This window comes from Marinovum sp. E3, from assembly GCF_055755275.1.
Genome location: NZ_JBVTQV010000002.1, coordinates 39,165 through 54,579, shown reverse-complemented (window position 1 = coordinate 54,579; position 15,415 = coordinate 39,165). Strand labels below are relative to the sequence as shown.

The 15,415-nt window shown below is 64.3% G+C and carries 13 protein-coding genes; 1 reads left to right on the top strand and 12 read right to left on the bottom strand.

Annotation, left to right across the window (positions count from 1 at the left end):
- Positions 1 to 39 precede the first annotated feature (39 nt).
- The 11 genes from AC0J5K_RS17735 to xylB all read right to left on the bottom strand — a co-directional run bounded on the left by AC0J5K_RS17735 (position 40) and on the right by xylB (position 13,512).
- Positions 40 to 1,359 (bottom strand): extracellular solute-binding protein, encoded by a 1,320-nt coding sequence (locus AC0J5K_RS17735; RefSeq protein ID WP_074839243.1) that lies wholly within the window; start codon positions 1,357 to 1,359, stop codon positions 40 to 42.
- 564 nt (positions 1,360 to 1,923) lie between these two features.
- Positions 1,924 to 3,225 carry a xylose isomerase gene (gene xylA, locus AC0J5K_RS17730; RefSeq protein WP_074839328.1) on the bottom strand — a complete coding sequence of 434 codons (1,302 nt, stop codon included), beginning with the start codon at positions 3,223 to 3,225 and terminating at the stop codon, positions 1,924 to 1,926.
- A 14-nt stretch (positions 3,226 to 3,239) separates the two neighbouring features.
- Positions 3,240 to 3,911, bottom strand: coding sequence for a ThuA domain-containing protein (locus AC0J5K_RS17725; RefSeq protein ID WP_074839247.1), 672 nt, complete (start codon positions 3,909 to 3,911; stop codon positions 3,240 to 3,242).
- Positions 3,908 to 5,023, bottom strand: coding sequence for a Gfo/Idh/MocA family protein (locus AC0J5K_RS17720; protein ID WP_274565364.1), 1,116 nt, complete (start codon positions 5,021 to 5,023; stop codon positions 3,908 to 3,910). The genes AC0J5K_RS17725 and AC0J5K_RS17720 overlap by 4 nt, the downstream gene beginning before the upstream one ends.
- Positions 5,020 to 6,027, bottom strand: coding sequence for an ABC transporter ATP-binding protein (locus AC0J5K_RS17715; RefSeq protein WP_048534348.1), 1,008 nt, complete (start codon positions 6,025 to 6,027; stop codon positions 5,020 to 5,022). The genes AC0J5K_RS17720 and AC0J5K_RS17715 overlap by 4 nt, the downstream gene beginning before the upstream one ends.
- Before the next feature lie 27 nt (positions 6,028 to 6,054).
- Entirely contained in the window at positions 6,055 to 7,701 is a 1,647-nt protein-coding gene (locus tag AC0J5K_RS17710) for a glycoside hydrolase family 43 protein (protein WP_274565365.1), read from the bottom strand.
- Positions 7,702 to 7,705: 4 nt separating this feature from the next.
- Positions 7,706 to 8,536 (bottom strand): carbohydrate ABC transporter permease, encoded by an 831-nt coding sequence (locus tag AC0J5K_RS17705; protein WP_048534345.1) that lies wholly within the window; start codon positions 8,534 to 8,536, stop codon positions 7,706 to 7,708.
- Positions 8,533 to 9,465, bottom strand: a complete 933-nt coding sequence (locus AC0J5K_RS17700; RefSeq protein WP_274565366.1) for a carbohydrate ABC transporter permease — start codon at positions 9,463 to 9,465, stop codon at positions 8,533 to 8,535. Before AC0J5K_RS17700 ends, AC0J5K_RS17705 begins: the two co-directional genes overlap by 4 nt.
- Positions 9,466 to 9,544: 79 nt before the next feature.
- Complete coding sequence (locus AC0J5K_RS17695; RefSeq protein WP_274565367.1) at positions 9,545 to 10,801, bottom strand: ABC transporter substrate-binding protein; 1,257 nt, start codon at positions 10,799 to 10,801, stop codon at positions 9,545 to 9,547.
- A gap of 117 nt (positions 10,802 to 10,918) precedes the next feature.
- A complete protein-coding gene (locus tag AC0J5K_RS17690; protein WP_274565368.1) occupies positions 10,919 to 11,947 on the bottom strand; it encodes a LacI family DNA-binding transcriptional regulator in 1,029 nt (342 codons plus the stop codon).
- A 119-nt stretch (positions 11,948 to 12,066) separates the two neighbouring features.
- Positions 12,067 to 13,512: a xylulokinase gene (gene xylB, locus AC0J5K_RS17685; protein WP_274565387.1), complete on the bottom strand. Its 1,446-nt coding sequence runs from the start codon at positions 13,510 to 13,512 to the stop codon at positions 12,067 to 12,069.
- On the opposite strand from xylB, the gene AC0J5K_RS17680 reads away from it, so the two are divergent.
- Positions 13,478 to 13,963 carry a hypothetical protein gene (locus tag AC0J5K_RS17680; RefSeq protein WP_274565369.1) on the top strand — a complete coding sequence of 162 codons (486 nt, stop codon included), beginning with the start codon at positions 13,478 to 13,480 and terminating at the stop codon, positions 13,961 to 13,963. The genes xylB and AC0J5K_RS17680 overlap by 35 nt on opposite strands.
- A gap of 138 nt (positions 13,964 to 14,101) precedes the next feature.
- On the opposite strand, the gene AC0J5K_RS17675 is transcribed toward AC0J5K_RS17680, so the two are convergent.
- Entirely contained in the window at positions 14,102 to 15,244 is a 1,143-nt protein-coding gene (locus tag AC0J5K_RS17675) for an alpha-hydroxy acid oxidase (RefSeq protein WP_048534341.1), read from the bottom strand.
- Positions 15,245 to 15,415 lie beyond the last annotated feature (171 nt).

The window sequence follows — 15,415 nt, the reverse complement described above, 5'->3', positions numbered from 1 at the left end:
GGCGCGAGACCCGGCCAGCCGGGCCCCGCACCAGGGAGGTTACTTGTTGAACGCCCGATCCATTTCGGCCTGCATCCGCTCTTCGGCCCGCTTGATCGTTTCGTCCATGTCGGCCTGCCGGATCACCACGTCATAAACCATGTCGTAGATCACGGCGCCGGCCTCATCCGCGGCAAGCGCATTCCACACCGGCGACGGGTGCTGCGACGTATGGGCGAATTCGAGACTTTCGGTCAGGACCGACTTCCATTCGGTATCGCTCCAGAATTCGGAATTCATCACACCGCGGTGCGGGCTGACATTGCCGCTCGCCTCGCTGAGCACCTGCATGTTTTCTTCTCGGCTCAGGAACTCGATCCATTTGACGCAGGACTCGACGTTTTCGCTGCCGCGCAGGACGCCAAAATATCCTGACCCCGAATAGGCATCGCGCCCCTCCGGGCCGGCCGCAGGCACGGCCAGGGCCCATTTGTCGTTCAGCTCGGGATATTCCACCGTCCAGTTCGAGGGCCAGCCGCCGGGTACGCTGCCGACGATCGACACCTTGCCCGCCAGAAAGGCCTCGCCGGTGTCGTTCCCCTTTTCCATGAAGTCAGGATCAAGAACCTCATGCGTCCAGACAAGGTCTTTCAGGAATTGCAGGGCGGTGCGCATGGCTTCGTTGTCGATGGTCGCGGTGCGGCCGTCTTCGGTCATCATTTCACCGCCGGCCTGCCAGTATAGCGGCGGAAACGATTGTCCGATGTTGTTGTTGCCAAGCCCGAAGCCCCATTGCGTCACGTTGCCGTTTTCGTCGCGCAAGGTCAGCTTCTTGGCATGCTCAACCAATTCGTCCCAGGTATCGGGGGGCGCGGTCAGGCCGGCCACCTCGAAATGATCGGTGCGATACATCATCGGACGCACGTCGCCACGCCAAGGGATGCCGTAGAAATCACCGCTCCACGTCACGTCCTGAAGGCTGCCCGTGAAAAAGTCTGTGTCGAGCGCAGGCCAGGTGCTGTCACGGTATTCATTGAGCGGCAGCGGCCCATGCTCGGTTCCGCCGATGGCGGAAAATGAATGCAGGAAGAACATGTCGGCGCAGTCCGGGGCCGGCCCGCCCTGAGCCACTGTAAGCCACCGCCGAAAGGCGACGCTCCAGTTGATCGGCTCGTAATTGACGGTGATGCCCGACTCGGCCTCGAATTCGTCGGCCAAGGCTTCGATTGACTGTTTCCAAGCAATGAGGTCGCCGTACGGCTGCGTCCAGAACTCGACCTCCTGAGCTTGCGCGGCCACATGAAGCGATCCGATGATCGCACCCAGCGCAACGCTCCGCGCCAATTTTCCCTGCATTTGATGTCCTCCCTGAGTCGCCATTCCACCACCCAAACTATGTGAGCGATGCTTGTGCGTGAGTTAACGTATGCACTAATTTCAACATAGTCAATGACTGATTTGGATCATCCCAAGGCTGTAATGCGTCACGTCCCGTGCGCGAAGCCACGCCGAAGGGCGCGATGAAGATCGCGCGCCACACCAAAGTTAAAAGGATTTTTCCAATCGGCATTGCGCTCACGCGCCTGCTCGCCGCCCTGTCACAGCGGCCTGACCGAAACCGGGGAACACCACGTCTTCGAACACTATCATGAGCAGAAGCGCCCCCATGATCGGCAAACGTCCCGCCGTTCGCGCAGTAATGCGCGGGTCGCGTGGGAGCGATGCACGCGCGTCATTCAGGGTCTGGTTTGCAGACCTGCCCCATCACCGTCAGGATCAACCACGGGTGCCACCCGCTTCGCCGGCAGTTCGGGCATCAAACACTCCGATCCCGTGCCGCGTCACCCTCGGATCGCTGCGGGTCGCGCCGAGAACTTCGGCCTTCCTGATAAATCTGGCCGGAGGTGCAGCGGCGGCCCCGGTCGGGACCGCCGCTGCAAAACCTCAAACGTAACGGTTTACCAGGTTTTCGAGCCTTTCCTGCCGCCCCGAACGCGGAGTCGGGTTGAGGCCTTCGCCCTCGACACGGGCCGCGATCTCGTCCAGCCCTTCGGCGAGCATGGCCTGCACCTCGGCGCTGTCCCAGCCGGCGTAGCGGGCCTGCCGGGCTTCTTCCAGCTTGCCGTCTTCCAGCATCTTCGCCGCCGCCTTGAAGCCTGCGGCACAGGCGTCCATGCCGCCGACATGCGCGAGGATCAGATCCTCGGCATCTAGCGACTGACGCCGCAACTTGCTGTCGAAGTTGGTGCCGCCGGTGGTAAAGCCTCCGGCGCGCAGCACCTCGTAATAGGCCAGCGCCATTTCGGGCACGTTGTTCGGGAACTGGTCGGTGTCCCAGCCCGACTGGTAATCGTTGCGGTTCATGTCGATCGAGCCAAAGATCCCCAGCTCACGCGCCAGCGCCAACTCGTGCTCGAAGCTGTGACCGGCAAGGATCGCGTGGCCCTGCTCGATGTTGACCTTTACCTCCTTTTCGAGACCGAAGTCCTTGAGGAAGCCGTAGACCGTCGCGACATCGTAATCGTACTGGTGCTTGGTCGGCTCCTGCGGCTTGGGTTCGATCAGGATGGCGCCGTCAAAGCCGATCTTGCGGGCGTATTCGACGGCCTGTGTCAGGAACCGCCCGGCCTGCTGACGCTCGCGCCCCATGTCGGTGTTGAGCAGCGTCTCATAGCCTTCGCGCCCACCCCAAAGCACGTAGTTCTCGCCGCCAAGCTGATGGGTAGCGTCGATGCAGGTTTTCACCGTCGCCGCGGCAAAGGCATAGACGTCCGGATCCGGGTTGGTCGCCGCGCCGGACATGTAGCGCCGGTGCGAGAACAGGTTCGCGGTGCCCCAGAGAAGCTTTGTGCCGGTCGCCTCCATCTTGCCCTGGAAGTAATCGGTGATCTCGCGCAGGTTTCGGGTGTTCTCGGCAAAATCCGCGCCCTCGGGGCGAACGTCGACGTCGTGAAAGCAGAAATACGGTGCGCCGAGGATCTCGAACATCTCGAAGGCCACGTCGGCTTTGAGCTTGGCCTTTTCCATACCCTCGCCGAACCAAGGCCGCTCGAAGGTCTGCCCGCCGAAGGGATCGCCGCCCTCCCAGGCGAAGCTGTGCCAATAGGCGACCGAGAAGCGCAGGTGCTCCTTCAGGGTCTTGCCCATCACCACCTCGTCGGGGGCGTAATGGCGAAAGGCGAAATCATTGTTGCTGTCGGGCCCTTCGTGGCGGACCTTTGGGATGCCCTTGAAGAAATCTGTCATGCTTGTCTCGTCTTTCATGTGCCTGTCTCTCGGCTGTCTGTCGTTCGGCTGGCCCAGACCAGCCCGCGGCGAAGGATTTCGCGCATTTGGGGATTGGTGAATTCGGAGGCCTGATGGCCCAGGGCCGAGTAGAAGACCCGGCCGCGCCCATGGCGGCGGGTCCAGACTACCGGCATCACGGTGCCGGCGATCCAGGGCGCATGGCTGCCGTCGAACGTGGTCGTCGCCAGCACCTCGTTGCCGGGATCGACATGCAAGAAATACTGTTCCGAGCGATACTCGAAATCGTCGATCCCCTCCATCAGCGGGTGCTGCGGCTGGGCGATCTCGACGCGGTAGTCGAGGATGTCGCCGGGATGGGCCACCCATTGGCCGCCCGCCATGAACTGATAGGCCGGCGCATCGCGAAAGGTGTCGCCCATGCCGCCGTGAAAGCCCGCAAGCCCGGTGCCGGCCTCGATCGCCGTGCAAAGCCGCTCGAGCGGCACCTGGTCGATGCTCACCTGCGTGCACATCGGCACGATCAGGTCGAAGCGGGCCAGATCGGCCTCGCCCAAGACCGCGACGCCTGCCTCGGACCGGACGTCGAAGCCCTCGGCCTGCAACATCTCCTCGACGATGGCGGCGCAGGCTTCGGGCTCGTGCCCCTCCCAGCCGCCGTAAAATATCAGTGCCTTGGCGCTCATGCCGCCTCCTCCTGCAATGCGATTTCGCCGGTGCCGAGACCGGCTGCCAGCGGCGCGGGCCGCGCACAGCGCGTCGTGATCTCGATCGCCCTGCCCTCTTGGGCCGCACGGTGCATGGCCTCCATCACCTCGAGAGCGTGCAGCGCCAGATCGCCGCTGGCGCAATGCGGGCGCCCCGAGCCGATGGCCTCTGCCATCTGTGCCAGACCGAGCCCGCGGTAATTGCCGTCGCCATGGCCATGGTGCATCGGTTGATCCCGCCATTCGCCGGTCTCGAACAGTTCGACGGTACCGTCGAAGCGATTGGGATCGGGGATCGTCATCGATCCCTCGGTCCCGTAAAGCTCGAGCGGCCCGTGCCGGTGCGCGCGGACATCAAAGCTCGTGGCGATCTGCACCAGCGCGCCCTGGGCGAACTCCAATACCCCCGCGAGGTGTGTATCGACCTCGACCGGCACTTGCGCACCCGCGCGCGGGCCGGTGGCAATCTCGCGGCTGTCGCGGGCGCGGGTGCCCAAGGCGGTCACACGCGCAATCGGGCCAAGCAGGTTCAACAGGGCAGTGATGTAATAGGGGCCCATGTCCATCATCGGGCCGCCGCCGGGCCGGCTGTAGTAGAAATCCGGGTTCGGATGCCAGGCCTCGTGGCCGGGCAGCATCAGGGTCGCCGTGCCCGCGACGGCGCGCCCGATGCGCCCCGCATCGATCAGCACCCGCGCGGTCTGATGCGCGCCACCAAGGAAGGTGTCGGGGGCGCAACCCAACCGCAGACCCGCCGCACCCGCCGCCGCGTTGAGCGCGCGCGCCTCCTCGAAGCTCCCCGCGAGAGGCTTTTCCGAATAGACGTGCTTGCCCGCCTCCAGCGCCCGGTGACCGATCTCGGCATGGGCAGCGGGGATGGTGAGATTGAGCACGATATCGATGTCCTCGCGCGCCAAGAGCGCCTCGACCGTCATCGCCTCGCTGCCGTATTCCTCCGCCTTGGCCTGCGCCGCCTCGGCACGCAGATCCGCGACGGCGCGGATCTCGAACTGCGGGAACACGGCAGCGTTCTTCAGGTAAATGTCGCTGATGACGCCGCAGCCGACGACGCCCACTCCCAAAGCGCTCATGCCGAATGCTCCATGCGGCGTCCATCATGCCCGAAGAGATGCAGGTTCGCCGCCTCCGGGCTCAGCGCCAGCCGCTCGCCCGCCTTGAGGCGTATGTGCCCCGGCAACCGGACCGTAATCTCGCCCAGACCTTCGGCATCCATGTAGGCGATGGTGTCGGCCCCGAGGGTCTCAACAACCTTGGCCACGGCGCGCCATTGTCCCTCGCTCTCGATATGCAAGTGCTCGGGCCGGATGCCGGCGATCTTCACGTCGTCGCGCGCGATGGCACGCCCCGGCAGCAGGTTCATCTTGGGCGAACCGATGAAACCCGCCACGAACTCGGACGCCGGGCGGTCGTAAAGCTCCATCGGCGCGCCGACCTGTTCGATGTGACCGTCCTTCATCACCACGATCTGATCGGCAAGTGTCATCGCCTCGACCTGATCGTGGGTGACATAGATCATCGTCGCCCCGATCGACTGGTGCAGTTGCGCCAGCTCGACGCGCATCTGCGTCCGCAGTGCCGCGTCGAGGTTGGACAACGGTTCATCGAACAGGAACACCTCCGGGTGGCGCACGATCGAACGGCCGATTGCCACGCGCTGACGCTGCCCGCCCGAGAGCTGGCCCGGCTTGCGGTCGAGATAGGCTTCGAGCGACAGAATGCGCGCGGCCTCGCTGACGCGGGCGGCCCGTTCGGCCGCGGGCACCTTGGCAAGGCGCAGGCCGAAGTCGATGTTCTGCGCCACCGTCATGTGCGGATAGAGCGCATAGGACTGGAACACCATCGAGATGCCCCGATCAGAAGGCTCGGCATCGGTCACATCGGTGCCCCCGATGCGGATCCCGCCCGCGGTGGGGCTCTCCAGCCCGGCAATCATCCGCAGAAGCGTGGACTTGCCGCAGCCCGAAGGGCCGACCAGGACCGTGAAAGAGCCGTCGGGCACGCTGAGATTGAGATCGGGGATCACCGTCACCGCGCCGAACGTCTTGGTGATGCCCGTCAGTTGAACGTCAGCCATCAGAGGCCCTCCTTGTCAGGCCCGCCATCAGCGGGGCTCGTATTGAAAATGCAGGAAGTCGGCGTGAAGGCCGCGCCCCGAGGTGTCATGCGCCGCCATTCCGATAAAGGCGCCGGTGAAATTGTTGCCCGGCCCGTTGCCCGCCTCGTCCGAGATCGCGGATTGATCCAACGCGAGACCGAGATCGGTCCAATCGCCGCCTTCGATGGCGTAGCGAAAGCGCAGGGTCATACCGTCGACATCGCAGCCGAGCCGGACCCGGCCCGTCGCAGGCAGATCGATCGGGGCGGCAAGCGGCTGTTCCATGCGCATCATCGGCCAGTCGGCAGGACAGCTCATCACCGTGAGCTGGCGCTGCCCCGCATCGCCCGCCGTCACCGCCAGGTAGTGGAACTTGAAGCCGTTGTACCATGCGACCAGCCCGGCGAACTGCTGGCAGGTCTCGGGGGCATAGTCCAATTCGGTCTCGGCGGCATAGGCGATGTCGGTCTGGCGTCGCGCCACCAGCGCATGTTCGAACAACGATCCCGGTGCTTCGCGGCCAAAGAGCCGCAGCGCGCCGGGACGGGCGTCGAGCGAGAACAGCCGCGCGCTGTCGGGCGTGCGCAGCCATTGGAACGCGGGCGGCAGCGCGCCCGGCGCGAAGTCAGTGCGGCCTGTCTGTGGCGCAAACCGGTGCTCGGGCAGATCCGGCGCGGGGGCAGTCGGCGCCGGCACACAGCCACCATGGGCCAGGCGCGGAAACTCCCCGGCCTCCCAGATCAGCTTCTGGATCGCGGTCTCGCGGCCCAGGGGCGAGCGGCGCGCATCCTCCTCGTGGATGCCCACGACCCGGCCCGGCGCATCCCCGCGCGTCGCGTCGAGCGGGCGCGAACACAGGTGGACGAGGTAATGTTCCCCGGCCTGCGTTTCGACGATATCGGCATGGCCGGCGCGCTGAAGATAGGCTTCCGGCGCGTCCTTGGACGTCAGAAGGTGCTTTTGCGGATCGGTCTCATACGGGCCGAAGAGATCGCGGGAGCGGGCCATGGTCACCGCATGCTCGTAGCCGGTGCCGCCCTCGGCGGTCAGCAACCAGTAATAGCCGTCGCGGCGGTAGAGATGCGGACCTTCGGTGAGCTTGTGGTCGGAGCCGCGGTAGATGTTGCGCACCTCGCCCACGAGCCGCTTCTCGGCGACCGAATACTCCTGGCACAGGACGCCGCCGAACCTGTCGCCGCCCTGCTGGCGGTGGTCCCAGACCATGTTGACCAGCCACTTGCGGCCGTCCTCGTCGTGAAACAGCGACGGGTCGAAGCCCGAAGAGTTGAGGTACACCGGGTCTGACCAAGGCCCCTCGATTGCAGGTGCGGTCACAACGTAGTTGTGGCTGTCCTTCCACGCGCCGTCGCGGCGTTTCACGTCGGTGTAGACGAGCCAGAACAGCCCGTCGGCATAGGTCAGGCAGGGCGCCCAGATGCCGCCCGAATCCGGGTCGCCGCGCATGTCGAGCTGTGCCGCACGGGTTAGCGGCCGGGTGACGAGCCGCCAGTTCGCGAGATCGCGGGAATGGTGGATCTGCACGCCGGGGTACCATTCAAAGGTCGAGGTGGCGATGTAGTAGTCCTCGCCCACCCGCAGGACAGAAGGGTCTGGGTTGAAGCCGGGCAGAATCGGGTTGCGGATTTCAGTCATAGTCTCATCCCTTGACGGCACCGCCGGTGAGGCCGGCGACGATGTATTTCTGAGCGGCGAGGAAAAAGACGATCGCGGGCAGGATCGTCAGCGTCACGAAGGCCAATGTGCGGTTCCATTCGGTGACGTATTCGCCACGGAACTGCATCATGCCCAAGGGCCAGGTGAAGGCCTCGCGCGAGTTCAGCACGACCAGCGGCAGCAGGAAGTTGTTCCAGCTCTGCACGAAAACGAAGACGCCCACGGTCGCGAGGATCGGAGTCGAGAGCGGCAGGGTGATCCGAAAGAAAAAGCGCACGTAACCGCAACCGTCGATCCGCGCCGCCTCGAACAGCTCCTTGGGCAATTGTTCGAAGAACGTCCGGAACAACAGGATCGCCAGAGAGAGACCAAAGGCCGTCTGCGGCAGGATCACCGCCCAGTAGGTGTCGAGCAGGCCGATATCGCGCACCTTGATGAACAAGGGCAGGATCGCTGTCGCAAAAGGAAACATTAGCCCCAGAAGCATGTAGGAAAACAGCATGCGCGAGCCGAAAAAGCGGATCTGCGCGAAGACATAGGCCGCCGCCGCCCCGACCAGCAGCGTCAGTGCCACGGTGCCGGTCGAGATCAGCAGCGAATTGCCGAGGTAGCGCCAGAACGCAGGGTCAGCGAGGATCGCACCGTAAAAGCTGACGTCCCAGTCCTGTGGCAGTGCGAAGGCATTCATGCGGATCTCGGCGTTGCTCTTGAAGCCGCCCAGTGCGGTGGCCAGCATCGGTGCCAGCACGAAGCTCGCCACCACGCACAGAACCGCGACGCGCGCGAAGTTGCGCCAGAAATGCGACCGGCTCATGCCCGTGATCCTTTCATGAAGATGCGCTGGTAGAAGACCGCCACGAGGATCGCGGCAAAGAAGAGCAGCACGCCCACGGCGCTGCCAAAGCCGATCTTCAGTCGCGTCAGGCCGAAGCTGTAGAGATAGGTGACGATGGTGTGGGTCTGGTTCGACGGACCACCGTTGGTCAGCGGAATGATCACGTCAAAGACCTGCAACGCCCCGATGATCGCAAAAAAGGCGCTGACGATGATGGCCGGACGGATCTGCGGGATCTGCACGTAGCGCACGATCTGCGACCGCTTCGCGCCTTCGATCTTGGCCGCTTCGATCAGGTCCTCGGGCACACCTTGCAGGGCCGCGATATAGATCATCATGTGGAAGCCGAAGTATTTCCAGACGATCACCGTCATCACCGCGACAAAGGCCCAGTCGCGGTCGGCAAGAATGAAGAAGCTTTCTTGGCCGAAGGAGCGCGCGATTGCAGCGGTGACGCCATAATTGCCGTCGAAGACGAAGCTCCAGATCAGGCCCGCGGCCACCTCGGCCAGGATGTAGGGCACAAAGAAGATGAGCCGGAACACCGCGTTGGTCGGCGTCTTGCGATAGATCAGCAGGGCGAGAAACAGCGCCAGCGGCATCTGGATGAAGAGCGAGATCGCGACGATCTTTGTGGTATTGCCGATCGCGGTGTGGAACACGCTGTGGCCGGCGATCTGCTCGAAGTTGCGCAGCCCCACATAGTCCTGCGGCGTGCCATAGCCGTTCCAGTCGAAGAAGGCATAGTAGCCCGACTCGGTGAGCGGCAGAATCACGAACAGGCTGAACAGGATCAGTGCCGGCGGCAGAAGGATCGCGATGGCGGTGAAGCGGCTGGAACCGGCGCCGCGCCAGATGCGGCGCGCGGGGCGCGGCGACGCTGGCGAGCGAGCATCGAGCATTTGCATGGAATGCGTCTCCGTATCGGTAAGAAGGTGGCGCGCGCTCCGGGGAGCACCATGGGAACGCGCGCCGGAGGGGGAACCCTCAGCGGAACTCCCAGGCCTCCTGGACCTGCGCCGCCGCGTCCTCGGGCGTGACGGCGCCCTGCGCCAGATCGGCCGAGATGTCGTTCACCGTGGCACCCACCGAAGCCCCAAGGAACTGGTCGAGGAAGATCTGGTGATAGCTCGAGGCGGCGATGTCCTGCGCAACCTGCTGGAAGAACGGATTTTCCAGGGCCTGCTCGGCACCCTTCACGATCGGGATGAAGATACCTTCACGCGCGACCTCTTCCTGGTGGTCGCGGTTGAGCAGGAACGTCAGGAAGTCGACCGTCCCGGGCGCTGCGTCCGAGGTCACGGCCCAGCCGTTCATGCCGCCCAGGGTGACGTTGTCGCCGTCCTCGGACACCGGGTCGGCGACCGCAGGAAAGGAGATGATCGCCAGCTGCTCGTCGGGAAGGCCCTCGCCGCTCTGCGACCGGCCGCGCATTGGCAGGTAATCCCAGTCCCCCATCAGGTGCAGCGCGCCCTTGCCGTCGGCAAACATGCCGCTGGCGGTTTCATAGGTGGTGCCCATGAACCCCGGCTGAAAGGGCTCGAGGTCGGTCAGCTTCTGGAAATCGGCCCCGGCCGCGATGAAGGGTTCGGCTTCGAAACCGCCATCCGCGCCCTCCATGGCCGCAGTCACGACATCGGCGCCACCCTCGCGCAAGGCCAGGTAGCTCCAGTAAAAGTGCAAGGGCCACTTGTCCTGGCCGCCGACAACCATCGGGGTGACCCCGGCGTCCTTCATGGTCTGCACCGCCGCCAGCAGGTCATCCCAGGTCTTGATCGCATTGTGGTCGACGCCCGCCTGCTCGGTCAGCGCGGTGTTGACCCAGAACACCACCTCGGTGGCGTAAAGCGGCAGCCCGTGCAACGCGCCATCCACCGAATAGGCGGTGAGCGCGGCCTCGGGGAAGGTGGCCCGCACCTCTTCGGTGATCTCGCCGGAGATATCTTTTAGAAAGCCGGCCTCGGCCTGCTCGACAAGCGTCTGGCCGCCCCAGCTATAAAAGATGTCGGGCCGGGCATTGGATTGCAGCAACGTCGGCAGCTTGGATTTGTAGGCCTCATTGGCGATGTATTCGAACACCACGTCAACACCGGGGTTTTGCGCCTCATAGGCCGCCTCTGCGCGCTCATAAAAGGCCTGCTCGGGATCGCTCGGCTGAACCCGCAGCACGCGGATCTCCTCCTGCGCCAGAGCCGTACCGCTCCAAGCTGCGATTGCCACCAGGGCAGTTGACATCACTTTCATCGATAATCCTCCCGGAATTTTGCCGATCTCGGGATCCTCCTGACCCCGATTCTGCTGTGTTTGACTAACGTACGTCAAAAAAATGACGTGTGCAACGCTTTCGCTGCCAAACACGCGTCAGGGCAGGTTGTCGCGGAGGAAGATCTCGGTGTGGATGAGGCCGGTGCGCGGATCTGTCGGCACCGCCTCGATCAGGTTGCGCATGATGACGAGCGCGCTCGTCACCTCTTTGTGTATATCTTGCTGCAAAACGGCGTCGAACACCCCGTCTTGCAACGCCGTCCGCGATTGCTCGGTCAGCTCATGCACGACCACGCGGGGCCGGTCAGCAGCGTCGATCCTGTCCAGCGCCTTTCGCAAGCCGCGATTGCCGCCGCCGAGGCTATAGACACCGACAACATCGGGGTATGCTTGAAGCACGTCAGTCAAAAGCCTGTCAACGCGCGCCGCCTCATCGCCGCCCTCGACGGGCGCCAGCACCTCAAGGGTCGGGAAATCCGCATGCATGACCTGCTCGAAGCCGAGCCTGCGCTCGACATGGTCACGTACCAACATCGAACCGGCGACGATGGCAATACGCCCGGGGCGCGCCTGGCAGAACCGGCCCAGAAGCCCGGCGGCGGTGCGCCCCGCTGCGACGTTGTCGATCCCCACAAAATGCCCGCGCGCCGAGGCCGAAAGGTCGGACACCAGCGTGACGACCTGTATCCCGGCAGCGCGCAACTCCAGGACCGCCTGCCGGACCTCTGCCGATTCAGTGGCAACCATCACCACCCCGTCGACCTTGGCCTCTCGGGCGCGCCGCAAGGCCGCAGCCAGACCGCGGCCATCAAAGGGCGGCACCAGCGAGACGCTGATCTCGGTGCGGTCACGCAGGGCGACCTGCGCATGCGTCTCCAGTTCGGCCGCCAAATTGCGCATGAAGCTGTTGGGGCCATCCGGGATCACGAAATGAATATTGTAGTTCCGCTTGCGCGACAGGTTGGCGGCCATGATATCGCGCTCATAACCGAGCTGCTTCATCGCCGTGCGCACCCGCTCCTCGGTCGCTGCGCGCACGCCCGTCCGCCCGTTTAGAACCCGGTCGACGGTGGAAAGACTAACATTGGCGACACGCGCCACGTCATGCACGGTCGGTCGCGACATATGACAGCTCCCTTGGTTTGCTTCGGCCTCCGGATAGACCAGCGCCGACAGATCGACAAATTGCGAGGGGCCCGGGGAACGCGACGCGGCATTGCGTCCCCGCGCGCGCCTCGAACACCTTAGCCGCGGCTCAGCGCCTTGAGCGCAGCGTAGCTCTCCTTGTAGCGGCCGTGCGCCTCCGAGAAGGCTGTGGCCAAGTCGCGCTCGGGCTCCACCACCCGCGAGATCGCAGGCGGCGTCGCGATCTCGGCCCCCTGCCCGCTTGCCGCCATCAACCCAAGGCGCGCCGCGCCGAACGCGCCGCCGAAATCGCCCGCCACCGGCAGTTCGACCGGCAGGTCGAGCGCCGTCGCGATGGCCTTCAGCCAGTACTCCGAGCGCGTGCCGCCGCCGACGCCGATCAACCGGTCAAACCGTGTACCGGTCGAGGCCAGCGCGTCGCGGCTGTCGCGGATCGCGAAGCTCACGCCCTCCAGCACCGCGCGCACCAGCGCCCGACGGTCGGTGTCATGCCCCATGTGCAGGAAGGACGCGCGGACATGCGCGTCGTTGTGCGGCGTCCGCTCGCCCCCGAGATAGGGCAGGAACAGCGTGCGTGACGGCGCGCGAAGTTCCCCCAGATCCGCGGTCAGCGCGGCGGCCGGGCTGCCGAGCACGCCGGAGAACCAGTTCATCGCGTCAGCGGCGGCGAGGATAGCCCCCATCTGGTGCCAGCGGTCCGGCAGCGCGTGGCAAAAGCTGTGGACGGCGCTCTCCGCGTTCGGGTTAAATCCTTGTGTCGCGGCAAAGAGCACGCCGGACGTTCCCAGCGATACGAAAGCCGTGCCCGTCTCCACAACACCCATGCCAACCGCCGAGGCCGCATTGTCACCGCCCCCGCCCGCGACGACGACATCTTCGGCGAGCCCCCGGCGCGCGGCGATCTCCGGCCGCAGCTTGCCGGAGACCTCAGAACCTTCGACCAGCCTCGGCATCTGCGCGCGATCAAGCCCCGTCGCGCCGAGCAGCGGGTCGGACCAATCGCGCGCGGCGACGTCCAGCCAGCCGGTCCCGGCCGCATCCGACATCTCCGAGACATGCTCCCCGGTCAACCAGAGCCGCAGGTAGTCCTTGGGGAGCAGCACCTTGGCGATCTTCTCGAAGACATGCGGCTCGTGGCGGCGCACCCAGTCGAGCTTGGGCGCGGTGAAGCCCGGAAAGACGATGTTGCCGGTGATCTCGCGAAACTGCGGATCGGCATCGAACGCCGCGGCCTCGGCATGGCTGCGTGTATCATTCCACAGCATGCAGGGGCGCAGCACCTTGTCGGAGGCATCAAGCAGCGTCGCGCCATGCATCTGCCCCGAAAGGCCAATGCCCCGTACGGCGCCGGGGTCGATCCTGTCCAGAAGCGCGGCGATTGCCGTTTCGGTGGCGGCGATCCAATCCGCCGGATTCTGTTCGGACCAGCCGTCATGCGGCCGGTCGACCGACAACTCCGCGCTGGCTTCCGCCAGGATCGACTGGTCGTCATCGATCGCCAAGGCCTTGATGCCCGATGTTCCGAGATCCAACCCGATCACTATCATTCTGTCCTGCCCCCTGTCTTTTGCCCTGACTTTGCCGCGCGATGCCCAAAGCCAGGAGCGAACCCAGATTTTGACATACGTACCTCAGAAAATTCTGGGAGAAAAGCAAATTGAGAACGACAGCGCAAAGGACGGCGGGGGAAGGCATCGCCAGCCTGTTGGCCCACGGCCTTTCGCCAAAGTGGCCGGGATGGAGATCACGCCCACGATGCCGCGCCTGCAAGGCTACCGCTGCCCTCCCGGGATCGTCGCCAATGCCGTCTTTTCCTTCCGCCGCTTCGCGGTGGGCAAGGCAGATGTCGAGGAGCTGCCTAAGCGCCTGAAGCGGCCGTCTGACCGTCGCCGAGCTGGTAACTTCCAGCCAAAGGCAAACGGGCTGGCAATGCCCTCCGGGCCGTCTCGAAACGGCGGAATGAAACCGGCACAGGTACTGAGAGCGGCTGCGTGACGATTATGACCACGCCCCCCCCCGAACAAAGTGGAAATTGCCAGGGCAGAGCCCGCCCGGGCAACGATTACGGGGGCTCCGGTTAGCCGGATGCCCCATCACCGGCTGATCCGGCATTCCCAATCATTGGCCGCAAAGCTAAGCCACGGCGAGGATATTGTGCCGTCCGATTTCCTCGATACGGTTGACGCCACACAAACCCATCGTCGTTTCCAGCTCATGCCGGATGAGGTCCAGCGCCTTGACCACGCCGGCCTGTTTCGCGGCGCCCAGCCCGTAGAGCATCGATCGGCCCATCATCACGCCTGACGCACCATAAGCCAGCCCCTTGAACACGTCCTGCCCGCTCGTGAAGCCACCATCGATCAGGATTTCCGTTCGCGCCTTGGCGGCCTCGACCACCGAGGGCAGCGCGTGGATCGTCGACGCGGCGCCATCGAGTTGGCGTCCCCCGTGATTGGAAACGACGATCGCGTCGCACCCGGTTTGACAGGCCAGTTCCGTATCCTCCGGGTCAATGATACCTTTGAGGATCAGCTTTCCCTTCCAGCGATCGCGGAAATACTTGACGTCATCCCAGTTCAACGTCGGATCGAATTGGCTGTCCGTCCATTTTGCCAGGGTTTTGCTGCTGCCGACATCCGCGACATGGCCATGAATATTGCCGAACTGCACCTGTCGGTGGCGCATCATGTCCCAGCACCATTGCGGCTTGGTCGCGAGGTTCAGAAGGTTGCGAAGCGTCGGCGCCGGCGGGGATGACAGCCCGTTGTGGATGTCCTTGTTGCGCTGGCCGACCATCTGCAAATCCAGCGTCAAGACTATGGTGTCGATCCCGACCGCTTCACAGCGCTGCAACAGGCGTTCGATAAAATCCCGGTCGCGGATGACGTAAAGCTGGAACCAGAACGGCGACGTCGCATGTTGCGCCACCTCTTCGAGCGAAGCGATGGAAACCGTCGACAGGCAATAGGGCACGCCGAATTCCTCACAGGCGCGCATGGCATGTACTTCGCCGTTCGGCCAGAACATTCCAGTCAACCCCGTCGGCGCCATCGCAACCGGCATCCGCACATCCTGACCGACCATCCGGCCCTTTGCAGTCCGGGTCGAGACGTCCCTGGCAACGCGCTGCCTTAATTTGATGTCGGCCAGATCCCCGGCGTTCGCGCGATAGGTGCTTTCCGTCCACGACCCTCCGTCGACGTAGTCATAGAACATTTTCGGCACCCTGCGGCGCGCGGCGCGCCGGAGGTCTTCATTGCAAGCAAAACGGGGCATGGCTTTCCTGTTCGGTTGTCAGCCTGAGGTGCGCTGGCGGCGCGGAACAGAACACACATGAGGCGGGCCGTTCTGATCGTCGGCAAGCGACAAAGGTGGAAAGCGCCAGTTCTTCAGGACTTGCTGACGGGTTATCAGTTGTCTGATAACCCTACCACAGAGGCGACGACA

Bases quoted from the DNA above. Each gene is read 5' to 3' on its own strand.
- AC0J5K_RS17735 (WP_074839243.1), bottom strand. From the start codon at position 1,359: ATGGCGACTCAGGGAGGACATCAAATGCAGGGAAAATTGGCGCGGAGC.
- xylA (WP_074839328.1), bottom strand. From the start codon at position 3,225: ATGACAGATTTCTTCAAGGGCATCCCAAAGGTCCGCCACGAAGGGCCC.
- AC0J5K_RS17725 (WP_074839247.1), bottom strand. From the start codon at position 3,911: ATGAGCGCCAAGGCACTGATATTTTACGGCGGCTGGGAGGGGCACGAG.
- AC0J5K_RS17720 (WP_274565364.1), bottom strand. From the start codon at position 5,023: ATGAGCGCTTTGGGAGTGGGCGTCGTCGGCTGCGGCGTCATCAGCGAC.
- AC0J5K_RS17715 (WP_048534348.1), bottom strand. From the start codon at position 6,027: ATGGCTGACGTTCAACTGACGGGCATCACCAAGACGTTCGGCGCGGTG.
- AC0J5K_RS17710 (WP_274565365.1), bottom strand. From the start codon at position 7,701: ATGACTGAAATCCGCAACCCGATTCTGCCCGGCTTCAACCCAGACCCT.
- AC0J5K_RS17705 (WP_048534345.1), bottom strand. From the start codon at position 8,536: ATGAGCCGGTCGCATTTCTGGCGCAACTTCGCGCGCGTCGCGGTTCTG.
- AC0J5K_RS17700 (WP_274565366.1), bottom strand. From the start codon at position 9,465: ATGCAAATGCTCGATGCTCGCTCGCCAGCGTCGCCGCGCCCCGCGCGC.
- AC0J5K_RS17695 (WP_274565367.1), bottom strand. From the start codon at position 10,801: ATGAAAGTGATGTCAACTGCCCTGGTGGCAATCGCAGCTTGGAGCGGT.
- AC0J5K_RS17690 (WP_274565368.1), bottom strand. From the start codon at position 11,947: ATGTCGCGACCGACCGTGCATGACGTGGCGCGTGTCGCCAATGTTAGT.
- AC0J5K_RS17680 (WP_274565369.1), top strand. From the start codon at position 13,478: ATGCCCGATGTTCCGAGATCCAACCCGATCACTATCATTCTGTCCTGC.
- AC0J5K_RS17675 (WP_048534341.1), bottom strand. From the start codon at position 15,244: ATGCCCCGTTTTGCTTGCAATGAAGACCTCCGGCGCGCCGCGCGCCGC.